The 13,130-nt window shown below is 47.7% G+C and carries 21 protein-coding genes; 18 read left to right on the top strand and 3 right to left on the bottom strand.

Going from position 1 to position 13,130, the window contains the following annotated elements; all coding sequences use genetic code 11:
• Window positions 1-216 precede the first annotated feature (216 nt).
• The 4 genes from PSE6802_RS31175 to PSE6802_RS33495 all read left to right on the top strand — a co-directional run bounded on the left by PSE6802_RS31175 (window position 217) and on the right by PSE6802_RS33495 (window position 1,799).
• Window positions 217-906 (top strand): HU family DNA-binding protein, encoded by a 690-nt coding sequence (locus PSE6802_RS31175; RefSeq protein ID WP_019500890.1) that lies wholly within the window; start codon window positions 217-219, stop codon window positions 904-906.
• On the top strand, window positions 906-1,271 hold the full coding sequence (locus PSE6802_RS0115065; protein ID WP_019500889.1) for a hypothetical protein: 366 nt from the start codon (window positions 906-908) through the stop codon (window positions 1,269-1,271). Before PSE6802_RS31175 ends, PSE6802_RS0115065 begins: the two co-directional genes overlap by 1 nt.
• Before the next feature lie 10 nt (window positions 1,272-1,281).
• Complete coding sequence (locus PSE6802_RS0115060; RefSeq protein WP_019500888.1) at window positions 1,282-1,470, top strand: hypothetical protein; 189 nt, start codon at window positions 1,282-1,284, stop codon at window positions 1,468-1,470.
• A 185-nt stretch (window positions 1,471-1,655) separates the two neighbouring features.
• A complete protein-coding gene (locus tag PSE6802_RS33495) occupies window positions 1,656-1,799 on the top strand; it encodes a hypothetical protein (protein ID WP_019500886.1) in 144 nt (47 codons plus the stop codon).
• 67 nt (window positions 1,800-1,866) lie between these two features.
• On the opposite strand, the gene PSE6802_RS0115045 is transcribed toward PSE6802_RS33495, so the two are convergent.
• On the bottom strand, window positions 1,867-3,168 hold the full coding sequence (locus PSE6802_RS0115045; protein WP_019498766.1) for an NF041680 family putative transposase: 1,302 nt from the start codon (window positions 3,166-3,168) through the stop codon (window positions 1,867-1,869).
• Between the two features lie 58 nt (window positions 3,169-3,226).
• On the opposite strand from PSE6802_RS0115045, the gene PSE6802_RS29105 reads away from it, so the two are divergent.
• Genes PSE6802_RS29105 through PSE6802_RS0115025 form a run of 4 tightly spaced genes read left to right on the top strand, consistent with a single transcriptional unit; the run spans window position 3,227 to window position 5,547 of the window.
• Window positions 3,227-3,859 carry a C39 family peptidase gene (locus PSE6802_RS29105; protein WP_019500885.1) on the top strand — a complete coding sequence of 211 codons (633 nt, stop codon included), beginning with the start codon at window positions 3,227-3,229 and terminating at the stop codon, window positions 3,857-3,859.
• Between the two features lie 22 nt (window positions 3,860-3,881).
• Window positions 3,882-4,352 (top strand): hypothetical protein, encoded by a 471-nt coding sequence (locus PSE6802_RS0115035; protein ID WP_019500884.1) that lies wholly within the window; start codon window positions 3,882-3,884, stop codon window positions 4,350-4,352.
• Window positions 4,345-4,476, top strand: a complete 132-nt coding sequence (locus tag PSE6802_RS35375) for a hypothetical protein (RefSeq protein ID WP_019500883.1) — start codon at window positions 4,345-4,347, stop codon at window positions 4,474-4,476. Before PSE6802_RS0115035 ends, PSE6802_RS35375 begins: the two co-directional genes overlap by 8 nt.
• A gap of 3 nt (window positions 4,477-4,479) precedes the next feature.
• Window positions 4,480-5,547 carry a PDDEXK nuclease domain-containing protein gene (locus PSE6802_RS0115025; protein ID WP_019500882.1) on the top strand — a complete coding sequence of 356 codons (1,068 nt, stop codon included), beginning with the start codon at window positions 4,480-4,482 and terminating at the stop codon, window positions 5,545-5,547.
• A 765-nt stretch (window positions 5,548-6,312) separates the two neighbouring features.
• Here PSE6802_RS0115025 and PSE6802_RS0115020 read toward each other — a convergent pair.
• Window positions 6,313-6,753 carry a hypothetical protein gene (locus PSE6802_RS0115020; protein WP_019500881.1) on the bottom strand — a complete coding sequence of 147 codons (441 nt, stop codon included), beginning with the start codon at window positions 6,751-6,753 and terminating at the stop codon, window positions 6,313-6,315.
• Between the two features lie 178 nt (window positions 6,754-6,931).
• On the opposite strand from PSE6802_RS0115020, the gene PSE6802_RS0115015 reads away from it, so the two are divergent.
• The 7 genes from PSE6802_RS0115015 to PSE6802_RS33490 all read left to right on the top strand — a co-directional run bounded on the left by PSE6802_RS0115015 (window position 6,932) and on the right by PSE6802_RS33490 (window position 11,056).
• Window positions 6,932-7,354: a hypothetical protein gene (locus PSE6802_RS0115015; RefSeq protein ID WP_019500880.1), complete on the top strand. Its 423-nt coding sequence runs from the start codon at window positions 6,932-6,934 to the stop codon at window positions 7,352-7,354.
• A gap of 75 nt (window positions 7,355-7,429) precedes the next feature.
• Window positions 7,430-7,729, top strand: coding sequence for a hypothetical protein (locus PSE6802_RS0115010; protein ID WP_019500879.1), 300 nt, complete (start codon window positions 7,430-7,432; stop codon window positions 7,727-7,729).
• Window positions 7,730-7,812: 83 nt separating this feature from the next.
• Window positions 7,813-8,742 (top strand): DUF932 domain-containing protein, encoded by a 930-nt coding sequence (locus tag PSE6802_RS0115005; RefSeq protein WP_019500878.1) that lies wholly within the window; start codon window positions 7,813-7,815, stop codon window positions 8,740-8,742.
• Window positions 8,743-8,845: 103 nt separating this feature from the next.
• Window positions 8,846-9,490: a hypothetical protein gene (locus tag PSE6802_RS0115000; RefSeq protein ID WP_019500877.1), complete on the top strand. Its 645-nt coding sequence runs from the start codon at window positions 8,846-8,848 to the stop codon at window positions 9,488-9,490.
• Between the two features lie 52 nt (window positions 9,491-9,542).
• Entirely contained in the window at window positions 9,543-9,752 is a 210-nt protein-coding gene (locus PSE6802_RS0114995) for a hypothetical protein (protein ID WP_019500876.1), read from the top strand.
• A 74-nt stretch (window positions 9,753-9,826) separates the two neighbouring features.
• A protein-coding gene (locus PSE6802_RS0114985) for an ISKra4 family transposase (protein WP_156815358.1) occupies window positions 9,827-10,902 on the top strand; the annotation gives its coding sequence in 2 pieces (ribosomal slippage) (window positions 9,827-9,982 and window positions 9,985-10,902; 1,074 coding nt in all).
• 1 nt (window position 10,903) lies between these two features.
• A complete protein-coding gene (locus PSE6802_RS33490; protein WP_156815538.1) occupies window positions 10,904-11,056 on the top strand; it encodes a hypothetical protein in 153 nt (50 codons plus the stop codon).
• A 12-nt stretch (window positions 11,057-11,068) separates the two neighbouring features.
• On the opposite strand, the gene PSE6802_RS0114980 is transcribed toward PSE6802_RS33490, so the two are convergent.
• A complete protein-coding gene (locus PSE6802_RS0114980) occupies window positions 11,069-11,479 on the bottom strand; it encodes a sigma-70 family RNA polymerase sigma factor (protein WP_019500875.1) in 411 nt (136 codons plus the stop codon).
• Between the two features lie 93 nt (window positions 11,480-11,572).
• Here PSE6802_RS0114980 and PSE6802_RS33485 point away from each other — a divergent pair, with 93 nt between their 5' ends.
• Genes PSE6802_RS33485 through PSE6802_RS31170 form a run of 3 tightly spaced genes read left to right on the top strand, consistent with a single transcriptional unit; the run spans window position 11,573 to window position 13,129 of the window.
• A complete protein-coding gene (locus PSE6802_RS33485) occupies window positions 11,573-11,731 on the top strand; it encodes a hypothetical protein (RefSeq protein WP_019500874.1) in 159 nt (52 codons plus the stop codon).
• A complete protein-coding gene (locus PSE6802_RS0114970) occupies window positions 11,728-12,180 on the top strand; it encodes a hypothetical protein (protein ID WP_019500873.1) in 453 nt (150 codons plus the stop codon). The genes PSE6802_RS33485 and PSE6802_RS0114970 overlap by 4 nt, the downstream gene beginning before the upstream one ends.
• Before the next feature lie 43 nt (window positions 12,181-12,223).
• The gene (locus PSE6802_RS31170; RefSeq protein ID WP_019500872.1) at window positions 12,224-13,129 is read left to right on the top strand and encodes a hypothetical protein; all 906 of its coding nucleotides are present in this window, start codon (window positions 12,224-12,226) and stop codon (window positions 13,127-13,129) included.
• Window position 13,130: the final 1 nt, after the last annotated feature.

Genomic DNA, 13,130 nt, shown 5'->3' with positions numbered 1-13,130 from the left:
AATTCTCCCGACACTGCCTGAGATTTTAGCGGTCTTTTGAGGACGATTTGCACTTATACAGAATTTTTTTCTGGGAAATAACGCATACATAAAGAGCAATTACTTTACCCATCCATATCGGGTCTGCAATCATTAAAAGACTCAAAATATGTCAAGTCACATGTAAGTAACATATAATTGACATATTAAGTTTGACATATTTTATCGAGGTAATCTATGAACCAACTCGAACTAGCCAATGCGATCGCGCAAGAACTCCAGATCGGTGGCTACGATGCCGATCGCTTCCTCAAAGTCACGCTCGAAAAAATCATCTCGGTGGTGACCTCAAATCAACCTGTGGAGCTGCAAGGCTTCGGTACGTTTGCCATGCGTCCTAATGCCCCGCGCACAGGTACAAGTCCTGCCACTGGCGAACCGTTCAACGTTCCCGCTCGCTGGTCTGCCTCCTTCAAAATCGATAAAGCCTTTAAAGAGCGCGTCGAAGCCGTGCCTTTAGACCAGTCCAGTCCTACTGTCTCCCCTGGTAGTATTTCCGATATCATCGCTCCTGGCGACAAGCCCTACTACTTCACCGTCCAGTTCAGCGACGATGTGGGCATCAAAGCCTCCACGATTGGCGGCAAGAATAGCGAACTTGGCGAACTCGATGTGCGCGTGACTGGCCCCAACGGTTTCAACCAGCTTGCCAGAGCCACCAGAACTAAAGCTACTGCCGACAAGAAAGGACGGATCGTCACCTATGCCGTCGGCGCTCCTGGTGGCGTGTGGGACTTTACCGCGAACGGTCAATACCAGATCGACTTGCTGGAAGCGCAAGTTTCGGACTTGATGGGCAATTTCCTATCATCCACTACGGTCGGCAACTTTAACGTGGCAATCCCTGGTGGTAGTGGAGGTATCTAATGACCTACGCTGATTTCCTGGCAAAGCTGCGATCGCTTTTTTCAGGATTACTCTACCCCTCCGAATCCGACTTCCCCGTAGAAATCTCTCCGCGCGGGCTTTCCTACAGAATGCCCAGTAGCGGTGAAGTGCGCGACTTAGATCGCGTCTTCCAGATGCGGCATGTCGAGGACTTGATGAGTGAAGACGAGCAAGAGTTTGCCCAGAGATGGCAGTCGATTTACGACCACATCGCCAGCAATACCATCGCCACAACTGCGTGGCATTACAAAGTCAATCGCAAAAACTACACCCACGAGCAGGTAGTCATTTTGCTGCACGCTCAAGGTGTGGTTGGCCTCCGCATCAGACTCGTTGAAACATAGGAGATAGCCCGTGACAACACTTGATGACTTTCTGTCTGAAAACGAAGAGGCGATCCTATCTATGGTGATCGCTGACCGAATCCTGTTAGCTCGCAGCCTACTCGACTCTGTTGCATCTAATTTGATCGGTAATTCGACCGCTCCTGAGACTGACGAAGATGACGAGGATTACGAGATTGCGGAAGACGAGGATTACTAAAAACGAAGAATGAAGAGTGAAGAAATACGGACTTCCCTCTTCATTCTTCCGCCTTCCACATTAATTATGGAGGTAATTACGATGACTCTAATCCAATTTCCCACGCTCTCGCCAGATAACTGGCATGACATTGGCACGATTGGGATTCTATTTCTTTTGATTGCGATTGTTTTGAGGAAATATTTATGACAACCCAAATCCAAAAATGGCGGCGGCAAGCAGCTCAGAATCTTGCTAATCGCATCCCTAAAATCGAAGGCGATCTCAACAATTCCGACCTAGCAGTTGACGATCTGGTCAGACTGCTTAATAACTGGAGTTTAGACTAAAAGGCAACAAGAAGCATCTCGCTAGATAGAAACTAGCGAGAGAGAGGATAAAAGGGAAGAAGTTGAGCTAAGCAGTTGCAGCGGAAGCTTTTTTGAGGGGCTTGGCATAGCGTTTTTTGACAGTAGGATAACGAATCCGTTGGGTTCGTTTTTTCCCAAGAGGCCAACCTGGAGACTTACCGCGAGGTTTAGGGTCAGGGGAAGGAGAGCCAATCCTGACCAAAACTAAAGCAAAAGCATTTGCAACTCGACCAGGAGACAATTTAGTCATCGGTTTCTGCCAAGGCAGAGGAGAGTCTTGGACAAGTTCACGAGCGAGCCACAATTGCCAAGTAAGTAAAGGCATCAAGTCCGACCAAGTCTCCATCTGAGCAGGGGTAGAAAGCTGAGGGATTGTCCAATGGAGACGTTGACGCACCAAGCGATACCAATGCTCAATGGCAAATCTGCGCAGATATTTTTGCCATACCTCACTCAAGATTGGCTCGTCTTTAGCGACCCAAATCAACCACAGGGGTTTCGATTCAGGCATATCAAGACGTTCGACCAGAATGAGTGTAAAGGGATGGTCTGCGGCTTGCTTTAAGTGCAGGTTTGGCCATCGACGAATTTGCAATCGTCCCAGTTTAGGCTCTGCAATTGTGATGTCTGCTTGGGGAATAGACCAAGTGTCAGAGTCTTTGAGGCTAAATTTCTCTCCATGCTTATGGGGTCGCCCATGCCCCTCGTAATCCTTTGGGGCATGATACAGAACCCGGTTGGGGCGTAGCCTGAGCAGCTTGATACACGGGATGTCTGCTGTTTGCTGCAAAAATGGTGCGCACCCATACTCGCCATCCCCCAGGAAAAGCACAGTCCCAGGAATTTCCGCACAAACCAAGCGTAACTGACTAGCGGCTTTCTGAATCGGGTTCTCGAAACTGGTGATCCGCTCATGCCGCAACGGTAAGGCAAAACTCCCTTCTGACTCTGGAATCCAGGCAATTGTGCTGTATCCTTGCCCCACCGTAACAGGTTTGCTTCCTACTCCCGGTTGAGGTTGATGTTCGTAGGTGCGTTCTTGTAATGTCACCGCATAGGGACGCGACCAGGCTGTATGGTCGCCCGCCAATATCGTCACCTCTGCTGCCGGCATTTGCTGTATGTATTGCTTCATCAAGTCTTCACGTGGAGGATGACTATCTTGCAGTGCTTCATAGATACTCGACCACTCCCTCCGAAATAATGGGCTTAACGAAAGTTCCACAAACGATGAAACACTCCGACTCGTCAGTACCGCATCCATCAAGTCGAACAGCGCATCTCTCCCGTTCCCTATAATTTCGTACGTGTACTTGCGAAATTGCTCAAGTTTATCCAAACTAATCATGATGAAGCTGTTGATTTTATAGTCTTTTCAGCTTCCATCATCAAGCGGTCAGTCTGCAATGGCTGGCTGCTTTTTACCACTTTTTAGTCTAAACTCCAGTAATAAGCAACCCCAAAGACCTGTTGGGCGCAAAGCCTATGAAGGCATTTTCCCAGTCGATAAAGCTGCCATCAAGTTAGATGTGCCTTTCTATCCGCAAACCGATAACTACACCATGCCAGATCGAACCTGCAACTCTTCTAGTTGTGCGATGGCGGCTAAGTTTCTTGGGGCTAATCTCTCAAGTGATGATGAGTATTTGCAAATTGTGCTGACTCATGGCGATACCACTGACCACTCTGCTCAGACTGAAGCCCTGGCAGACTATGGCATTGATTCTGCATGGTACACAGATCTTGATTTCGATGACCTCGATGAATCCTTAGCCGCAAATTTACCCGTTGTAATTGCTATCCTACATAGAGGTTCCTTAGAAGCTCCGACAGGTGGACATATCATCTGCGTAGTTGGCAGGATTGAGAACGGTGACTACGTCGTCAACGATCCATATGGGGACTGTAATGATGGCTATACCAGCGATGTCTACAACGGTAAAGGTGCAATCTACAGCAGAACCTTGCTCAATGCCAGGTGGCTAGTAGAAGGCGACAAAAGCGGTTGGGGAAGGCTTTTTATTCAGCCAGCCAGATAGATCTACAAAAAGAGAAATAGTTATGATCGCTCAGATCCAAACACAGCCACAACCACAACAGCCACAGTTCCCAGTCCTATCACCGTATGCCTGGCAGGATATTGGAATAATTGGGTTCGTGGTTGTATCTTTTGCGATCGCGCTGGGGAAATGGTTGCCTTCCTATCTCGATAAACGCTGGGCATTGCGGCAGAAGGAGATCGAACTAGCGATCGCAGGCAAAGAACAATCCATGAAGGCAGAACTCCTGCGCGACGAACGCGACCAGAAGCTACTGGCTGACTTTACAAATACTTTGCTAGCCAAAGAGTTACAGCGCTCTGAGGAACTCCTGGAAAATCTAGCTGAAACGCAACAGCGAATCGCCGAAACACAGGGAATTCAGCAACAACAATTCGAGGCGATCTCGCGTGGATTTGAGCAGTCCACCCAAAATCAAGCCAGAACGATCGAGGTACTCGAAGCAATCTTAACAGCCTTGAAGCATGATTAACGGCAATCTCAATCGCCAAGGCGATCGCTCTTATCCTCTAAAGATTGACGCTGCAAGAACCTTTGCATCCGAACATTCTATGCCTAACTTCTGGTATAAAGCTAAGGATATTGATTTTGCTTAAGTAATGGCAGCCGACCTATTGAAGCTTAATGGTGACTATGAAGACTTTCTGCGCGATCTAAAAAATCGCATCCGCACGGCACAAGTACGGGCAGCACTGGCCGTAAATCGAGAATTGGTACTGCTTTACTGGCAAATCGGACGTGACATTCTCAGCCGTCAGCAACAGCAGGGCTGGGGCGCAAAGGTGATCGACAAATTGGCAAAAGACCTGAAAGCCGAGTTTCCAGAGATGAAAGGCTTTTCTCGCACTAACCTGCTCTACATGAGGGCTTTTGCTGAAGCTTATCCTGACGAGCAAATTGTCCAACAGCTTGTTGGACAAATTCCTTGGGGACATAATGTCCGTATTCTAGATTATATTAAAGACCCGCAAGAGCGCTTGTGGTATACCCAACAAACTATCGAGTATGGCTGGAGTCGCAATGTCCTGATTCATCACATCGAAACCAACCTGTACCAACGGCAGGGACAAGCAACGACTAACTTTGCGCGATCGCTGCCCAAACCTCAATCAGATCTTGCCCAGCAGCTACTTAAAGACCCGTACAACTTCGATTTCCTCAGTTTAGGACGAGAGGCCGTGGAACGGGATCTAGAACGTGCTCTCACCGAACATATCCGTGAGTTCCTGTTAGAACTAGGCGTAGGTTTCGCGTTTATGGGCAATCAGTATCACCTGGAAGTTGAAGGCGACGACTTCTATATCGATCTGCTGTTTTACCACGTCAAACTACGTTGCTATGTGGTCATCGATCTAAAAATGGAGTCCTTCAAACCCGAATTTTCAGGCAAGATGAACTTTTATACCTCTGTAGTTGACGATCTGCTACGCCATCAGAATGATAATCCGACTATTGGGATCATTTTATGCAGAGGGAAAAAGAAAACCATTGTGGAATATGCTCTGCGGGAAATCAATAAGCCCATCGGTGTTTCAACCTACGAACTCAAAGATGTTCTACCTGAAACTTTAAAAGGTAGTTTGCCAACGGTAGAGCAGTTACAGATGGAACTAGAAGCAAAAGCTTCAGAGATAGAAGCGATTTCGGAAACTGAGAACGAGCGTTGAGGCATTAGTTTACGGGTTACTACACCTGTCGAACAACTTTTTGTAACCTTATCCACATCCATCCCCGAAGACTGACACTTGGAGGGCAAAGTCCCCATTACTTTTGCGGCTTACCCACCCACCACCGCGCCGCATCTACTCCCCCCACCGCGATCGGTCACGGAAGCCGCGCCTACCCGCTTACCACCCAAATAAGAATCGGATTCGACCGTGCTTGTTGCTTCTGTAACAAGCGATCGCCTCTCAATAAAAGCGATCGCACCGTCTCAACCTATTTATTAGCTCAGTGCTGCAAGTATTCGCACCGAGCAGATCGCTCCAAAGCCGCTGGGCTTGTCCCCTTACGTCCCCCACGGGGAAAAGCGGACGCGGTTTCACCGCGATTATTCTGCGCTCCATTCCGCAGGATACGTCAGCCTAGCACAGCAGTCAGCAGCGCGTCATAGAAGTCACCTTTATTTGTTGAGCTTCACTATCGCTCCGCACTGTTTGGAGTTCGCGCACTTCGCAATTTTGTCATTACCCTGTTGTTGCTACGTGCGCTCACATTTGTTTATTTTTGCTGACATCCGCTGCGCTCCGACAGCAAATCAGAAAATTGTTGTTCCAATTCATATCAAATGCGCTGCTTTTGTGCCGCGCTCCATCGGCTGTCGTGTGCTTCATTCCGCGAACCAAGCTGACGCTACGCGATTGATTTTTGTGATGTGGTGTGGAGCATGTGGAGTGCGAGTGTAGCAGGGCTGTCAAGCCCGATCTTGCCTGTTAAATGAGAGTTAGCTGCTTTTCTATCATCCAGTCTGGCAGCTTGCAAGGTTCTATCAACCAGTGCAGTTCTACGGGTACGCCTTTGGCGATCGCATAGCGAACAGTCCCCCAAGTTCCAGACCCCGCCCACGAGTTCACAGTTACACCACCAGGGTAGGGCTTATTGACGAAAGCATGGAGCATTCCATTCTCTTTTGCTAGAGCATCCACCATGCGCTTGCTACGTTGCTGGAGTTGGTAGGGCTTTCTACCCTCGGTCTTGTGCAGTTCTACTTCCATCGCTGCATTTGCACATCTGTGGGCGAGAGCGTCTATTCCTGTGGCATCTCCTACGTGCAGTTTAGTAGCTTTATCGAGTAGCGATCGCATTTCTCTCATTGCTTTTGCTGTTTCGCTCTCATTTAGTTTGCGAGTTCCAGTTACTCCAACTACAGTCATCGGCTTTTTCTTCCTAATTCATCAATCTAGTATACCACGAGTTACCAGTAAGTTACATATAAGCAACTTATCCTAAAAGCCATTTCTATAAGCATTAACAATAGTTAGTTACTGGTAATTTGATAGTAAGTTGCATATAATTACATGTATAGAAACAAATACACGGAGGACTTCACAAATGGTTACTTCTCAAAACATTCTTTACTCTGCTTCTGCGATCGCTCGGATTTTTAACGTAGCGGCAAGTGCAGTTGTCAAGTTCGAGATTTGGGCGACTGGCGTATGGGTTTATGTCAAAGGTATGCGACCCAGATTGGTTTCTTTCAAGGCTTTCAAACAGCACTTCGTAGATCGCCGCAGGTCTGAGGCTCAGGACTTGCAAGTAATTCGCGCTCCTATGGTTGGCGGGTATGTGGTACGCAATCCCAAAAAAGATTCCCAATACATCGCTACTCCCACACCTACAGGTATCGAGTGCGCGTGCAATGACTACAAGAATCAAGTGCAGTTTTTCGGTAAGGGATGTTGCAAGCATGGCTACGCTGTGCTTGCTCAGCTTGGCTTTAGCGATCTTTGCTCTTACATCGCTGCCCAGGCATAACAAAACCGTCCTGAGTAAGACGATAAAAGGCTCACTCAAGACGGCTCAAAACATTTCACTCAATAGGATATCACGATGAAAACCATTTCTCCATGCACTCAGTTTCCCTCAGCCCGTAATCGAGATCGCGTTCCTATTCTGCCCTATCACGAGTATTGCTATGAGGATGATTTTGATGGCACCGAAACCCATTACCTCATCGTTGATTTCGATACTTATTGGTCTGACGGTAGAAACACTGGCTACTTTGCGAAGGCTTTGCCACTACCAGAGCCTCAATCTACTGAAGAAGACTGGCAAGAATACGAGTTATGGCTTGATGAGCAAGAAGAACGCCACAGACTAGCTTCCGAGATTACGCAGGGCAACTGGTAATTCTTCCGTTCTGTGCCAGTGAACAACGTTAAAGGACTGGCAAATCCGAACATTTCAACCTCAATATTTCAGGAAACAAGATTATGACAGTGAGAACATGGTATCGCGACCTAGGAACGCCGATCGCATCGGGTATGACCATTGACGACCAGCTCAAAGCGGCTGGACTTGATTGGACAGTCGAACTCTCTCCCATTCGCTACGCTGATGACTGCTCGACCGAAGAATACCTTGCTGCCTATCGCAGCGACACGCAACAAATGCTAAGCGTCTATGGTAAATGGCGCAAGCCTTTCCAGAATCACCAGATTCTCGAAACTTTTCATACTTTTTGCACACAAAATGACTTGCAGATCGATCGCATCGGCTGTCTGAAGGGAGGGAAAGAACTGTTCGCTTTCTGCAAACTACCCATCGAAATCGATGTAAGGAAAGTTGGCGATATTACGGAGGCACACCTGATGATTGCAGAATCGCACGAGTGCGGGAGAGGATTGCAGATCGATCTGTATTTCAATCGCCTTGTTTGCACGAACGGTATGACCAGATCCGTGAGGCGATCACAACAAGTCATCAACCATGTTTCTGAATATAACAGCGAAACGCGCGGGCGCGCTAGCGTAGCGTCTCGCATTGCAGGAATCTTGACCCATGCTCTTGCAACTGTCAGAGATTACGAGAAAGTATCGAATCGCCTTGCCGATGTTGCTCTCACCAAGCAGGAAGCAGAACTACATCTAATCAAAGCCTTTGGCGATCCCAATAAACCACTAGAAGCACAACCCCGAATTGTGCAGACTTGCCTAAAGCTATTTCTGGGAGATGGCAAGGGCAGCGATCTGCTATCTGCCTACGGCACCGCATATGGACTATTGGAATCCGTAAAGGAATACATCAACTGGCATTCACCTGTCAGAGGAAGTCTTGAGACTGCATTCTCTAGTCTCTGCTATGGCAGTCGCAAGCAAAAGCAAGATGCCTTTATGCAACAGCTTGTGTCTGTGCATCTATAACTCCTCTCTCGTCCAATGCCTACTGATGACGTTAAAAGCTGTAGGCACAAAACAAATCAACTCAACTTAACTCAACTTAACTCATCGAAAAGGAAACAAACCTATGGCAACCAAGAATAAAGTCCAACCTCAAACCGAGCTAGAGCGGCATCCTTTCTTTGCAAAAACTCCTACGCCTGAAGGGGTCTTTATCCCTGAAGTACCCGTATTTGTCCAAGCGAACTGCGCTCAAAATGGTTCCTGGGTGTTGGGCGAAAAATCCCTTGGCAACGATCCCATCGAGTTCTACATTTTGGCTTTCCAGTTCGGGATGGAGCACGATCCCTATAGAAATGCCGAAATTCAGAATGCCAATATTCAGATCGGAACGATTTACTTTGTACCGCTGGATGAATCGGTGCTGAAACCCAACCTTGTCTATGCTACGAAGATCAAGAATCAAGCATCGGGTCGAAAAGGCTCTCTATCGAATTTTGGCAATCGCGTAGCTGAGATCGTCGTATCTGGTTACGATCCGCGTGAAGTTGTCTGGGAAGCAAAGTTTGTGCAGAAGTCTGGCTCTCTGCCCGATGGCACTACCTACAAATGTGCTGTTCTCGATTTCGACTATCGCTTTCCTCTGCACGAATTAGAGGCAAAGCTACTCGATGACTGCGTGTTGGTGCTCAAGGATGACTTGAAGCTACAGGCTTTGCAGTCTGCATCTCTGCCTGCGATCGCAGAACTTCCCGAATCAAGCGAAAGCTAATTTTCTGAGTTTGGTAGTTCTCTGACAAAAACTACCTTGCAAGGTTCTCTACATGATCGTTTCCACCGAGTGTTATATCTTCACATTAATTATCGGGAATTTCATCGCCAATAATTCCTTAGTTGGTTTCAAAATCGCTACTACTTTTAGACCACCAGAGGATTTTGGCGCGGCAGGTAGTTTGGGAATCTTTGGTAAAGGCACATCGAACACAACTGAGCCATGGGAGCATCTCAACTTTGCACTGAGTAATAATGCTTAATATAGATGGGTAGCCAAAAGGGGGAAGAAATCAGAAGATAGGAATACGAGAAACCAACCCCAAGGAGAGCAACCATGACTCCAGAGCAGGAAAAAGAAATGCAAGCGCACGTTCAAGCTATTGCCGCCATCCTTTATCAGAATACACCATCGGAACAACTAACCAGCTTGGAAGGGATCGAAATCGCTGTGCGGCAGCAAATCCTCGAACATGTCAGCCCAGAAATAGGGAGTTTTTTATCCGCACAGTTACGGGCACAGAAGCAGGACGCCGCAGGCGAGTGCAAAGCAGCATCGGACAGCTCCACCTCACGCAAAAGCAAGCGCAGAAGCTCAAAGTAGCCCCCTATAGCCAGGTGAGCCCGTATGTGGAAAGATGTAGCCTGATCTTGAGTGCGAATGTATCCTACGAACAAGCCGCCAAAGACTTAGCCATGTTGATGGGAGTGCAAATATCGCGCAGTACACAACAGCGCCTGGTGCATCGCCATGAATTTAGCCCCCTAGAGGTAGAAGAGTCGGTCGAGGAATTAAGTGTCGATGGAGGCAGAATCAGACTGCGCACGCCACTTGGACAGCCAAGTGAGTGGAAGGACTATAAAGCTGTGAACTTGCATGGACAAGCCATATTTGCCACATTTCAAGATAACATTGCCTTAACAGACTGGGTAAATCGACAGCCTTTAGCAGATATGGTTACCTGTATTGGGGATGGACATGATGGGATTTGGAATATTATTGCCCAGATCTCTATACCTGATAGTCGCTATGAAATCTTGGACTGGTTCCATTTGGTGGAAAACCTGCATAAAATTGAGGCTACAGCTCAACTTTTGACTGGGGTCGAAGCTTTTTTGTGGCGGGGTAATGTGACTGCAGCTATTGCTGAGCTCAATCACTTAGCTAGTCCTCAGAGCATCAATTTTATTGCTTATCTGCACAAGCATCGCCATCGTATTCCTGATTATTGGTATTTCCAAACCGAGCAGATTTGCTCTATTGGTTCTGGCGCAGTGGAATCTGCTGTTAAGCAAATCGCTAGACGCATCAAAATCTCTGGCGCTCAATGGAACCGTGATAATGTGCCACAAGTCCTCAAACACCGTTCTGCTTACCTTAATGGCTCTCTTAACCTTGCCTTGCAAAACTGAGATGCTCCCTGAGCCATTAATTGCAATTTTCTCCACATGCTCGAAGCACAAGACAAGAGTATCTAACCTGGACTTAAGCCTATCTGCTACAAGATCGGAACAGGAGATGACGAGCGATCGCCCCACCAACGACAGATCGCAAAGACGGAGGTAAGTCCCAACCGTCTTAAATTTTGACTTTGCGCGATTTAATTCTTTCATGAAGTTCATTCGCCAGAGTATCAATTAATTCCCTAAGATCGTCAATCTCTTCCCGAAAAAGTTGATTGTCCTCCTCCAGTTTAGCAACGCGCCCCTGTAAAGCCGCAACTGAATCATCATTACCCTTATCTACTGTAGTTTCCCCAATTGAGAGGTATGGATGGGCAGGCATACCAAACATTTCTCTGATTTGCTCTGGCGGCTTATTCAAGCCCAAATATCTAGCGATCGCATTGGCACCCTTATCCGTGAGAAAACTAGCCTTAGCATCGCGCCAGTCCATCAAAGTTTGCCTGGAAAGGCCAATCGCCTTAGCCAGCTTATTGAGGCTACCAGCTTTAGATACCTCCTGCAAAGTCCAACTAGGTAAGTCCATACACGTACGTAAAGGATAACAAACACAATATTGACATGGCAGTTACCGCCAAGTAAGATGTAACTTACTAGCAAATGACTGGTAAGTATATTTATGAGACGACCGCAAAGATTGACCAGTGCGGAATGTACGGTTGTTCGTATCCCGATCGCGATTAAGCCAGAAGTCGAAAGACTAACCGAGCTTTATATCGTCGAAAAACTCCGCAAAGAAGCAGAAGCCCTAGAAAGAAAGCTGGAGGCATCGAAATGAGCTTATCGCCACAGCATGATTTTCGCACAAAGCCCCTGCTGCCCCTCGACCCAACGCTCAGACAACGAGCAATTAGTGTTGCAACTCGCCTGATGACAGAGTTTACAAAAGGCGGAAAGTATCGCGTCCCCGTTGCCAAATACGCTCAGGAAGTCTGCAAAATCTTCCGCATTCCCCTGTTACCCAAAGAAGCGCCTGTAACAGTCGCTGTCAAAAAACTTGAGCAGTGGCGCGCTCAGGTCAATTTCCGCACGGTCACCGACGAGGACATCGAGGCGGTTCTGCCTCAGTTGGAGAGCTTGGTCAAGACGATTCGCATGGCGATTGGCAGCAAAATTATCACTCGCGAACAGCGCAAGCGATCGCACAGCCGTCGAAATTTCAAGCATCGCAATGCCGCTGGCACCCGCCCCTTAGATTTGCCAGAAGGAGATCCCTACGCTGACTAATCCCTAACCCCAAATAACTAATTTTTGAACTGGAGTGTAATTTATGACCGTCGTTCATGCCATTCACAGCAACCGCTTTACCCAAATCGACAATGACATTTTGCGTGACGAGCGCTTGTCCTTCCGCGCCCACGGCTTGCATAGCTACTTGCTCACCTTTCCCCCAGATTGGCATTTTGACTTGAACTGGATCGCCGATCGTGTCAAAGATGGGATCTCCGCTATCCGTTCTGCGATCGACGAGCTAATCAATTTTGGTTACGTGCGCCGCGTCATTAAGCGATCGCCGTCGGGACAATTTCAATCTTGGGACTACGAAGTATACGAACGTCCCTTGCCCATTGACCCACTACCTGAAGGTCGAAAAATTCAGCAGCACGAGCCAGTCGAACAACTCACTCTACCGCTTGCCCAAAAAGCACTTCAGCCACTTTCAGGTTTACCACAAATGGGCGAACCATTTATGGGCGATCGCACACATATAAATAATGAATTCCACGAAGAAGGAATTAAAAAGGATCTCTCTCTGTCTGCGCCAACAAAAAATGTGGAGAGAGAGAATTTTGAAAATTTTTCAAATAACGCAGAAACTCCAGATAAAACCTCTGTAGAACCGAGAAATAAAGAAAAATCTCGCCGCGCCGACAGCATTTGGTCAACCCTGGATGACACCTTTAAAAACTTCTGCTGGCAGCAGGTGGACAAGCTACCCAACCAACCCGCAGCTCCGATCGCCTGGATACTCTCGCGCCTTGAACACCTGGAAGCTGAGTATCAGAGGCTCTATCCGCAAACTGCCTCGCCAGACAGCAGATATGCCGAGTGGGAAGCGATCCTCAGCGATCCGTTTAAGGGCATGACCCATCTGCTCACAGTCGGCATAGACCAAACTTCGCCCGAATACGAGGAGCGATACCAGTTTGCCGTCGCTTATCAGAGAAGGAGGTAAT

Origin of the sequence: Pseudanabaena sp. PCC 6802, from assembly GCF_000332175.1 — a bacterium.
Lineage (GTDB): Bacteria > Cyanobacteriota > Cyanobacteriia > Pseudanabaenales > Pseudanabaenaceae > PCC-6802.
The sequence above is the reverse complement of the archived record's forward strand: the minus strand, read 5'-3'. Positions and strand labels throughout refer to the sequence as shown.

Bases quoted from the DNA above. Each gene is read 5' to 3' on its own strand.
- PSE6802_RS31175 (WP_019500890.1), top strand. From the start codon at position 217: ATGAACCAACTCGAACTAGCCAATGCGATCGCGCAAGAACTCCAGATC.
- PSE6802_RS0115065 (WP_019500889.1), top strand. From the start codon at position 906: ATGACCTACGCTGATTTCCTGGCAAAGCTGCGATCGCTTTTTTCAGGA.
- PSE6802_RS33495 (WP_019500886.1), top strand. From the start codon at position 1,656: ATGACAACCCAAATCCAAAAATGGCGGCGGCAAGCAGCTCAGAATCTT.
- PSE6802_RS0115045 (WP_019498766.1), bottom strand. From the start codon at position 3,168: ATGATTAGTTTGGATAAACTTGAGCAATTTCGCAAGTACACGTACGAA.
- PSE6802_RS29105 (WP_019500885.1), top strand. From the start codon at position 3,227: ATGGCTGGCTGCTTTTTACCACTTTTTAGTCTAAACTCCAGTAATAAG.
- PSE6802_RS0115035 (WP_019500884.1), top strand. From the start codon at position 3,882: ATGATCGCTCAGATCCAAACACAGCCACAACCACAACAGCCACAGTTC.
- PSE6802_RS35375 (WP_019500883.1), top strand. From the start codon at position 4,345: ATGATTAACGGCAATCTCAATCGCCAAGGCGATCGCTCTTATCCTCTA.
- PSE6802_RS0115025 (WP_019500882.1), top strand. From the start codon at position 4,480: ATGGCAGCCGACCTATTGAAGCTTAATGGTGACTATGAAGACTTTCTG.
- PSE6802_RS0115020 (WP_019500881.1), bottom strand. From the start codon at position 6,753: ATGACTGTAGTTGGAGTAACTGGAACTCGCAAACTAAATGAGAGCGAA.
- PSE6802_RS0115015 (WP_019500880.1), top strand. From the start codon at position 6,932: ATGGTTACTTCTCAAAACATTCTTTACTCTGCTTCTGCGATCGCTCGG.
- PSE6802_RS0115010 (WP_019500879.1), top strand. From the start codon at position 7,430: ATGAAAACCATTTCTCCATGCACTCAGTTTCCCTCAGCCCGTAATCGA.
- PSE6802_RS0115005 (WP_019500878.1), top strand. From the start codon at position 7,813: ATGACAGTGAGAACATGGTATCGCGACCTAGGAACGCCGATCGCATCG.
- PSE6802_RS0115000 (WP_019500877.1), top strand. From the start codon at position 8,846: ATGGCAACCAAGAATAAAGTCCAACCTCAAACCGAGCTAGAGCGGCAT.
- PSE6802_RS0114995 (WP_019500876.1), top strand. From the start codon at position 9,543: ATGATCGTTTCCACCGAGTGTTATATCTTCACATTAATTATCGGGAAT.
- PSE6802_RS33490 (WP_156815538.1), top strand. From the start codon at position 10,904: ATGCTCCCTGAGCCATTAATTGCAATTTTCTCCACATGCTCGAAGCAC.
- PSE6802_RS0114980 (WP_019500875.1), bottom strand. From the start codon at position 11,479: ATGGACTTACCTAGTTGGACTTTGCAGGAGGTATCTAAAGCTGGTAGC.
- PSE6802_RS33485 (WP_019500874.1), top strand. From the start codon at position 11,573: ATGAGACGACCGCAAAGATTGACCAGTGCGGAATGTACGGTTGTTCGT.
- PSE6802_RS0114970 (WP_019500873.1), top strand. From the start codon at position 11,728: ATGAGCTTATCGCCACAGCATGATTTTCGCACAAAGCCCCTGCTGCCC.
- PSE6802_RS31170 (WP_019500872.1), top strand. From the start codon at position 12,224: ATGACCGTCGTTCATGCCATTCACAGCAACCGCTTTACCCAAATCGAC.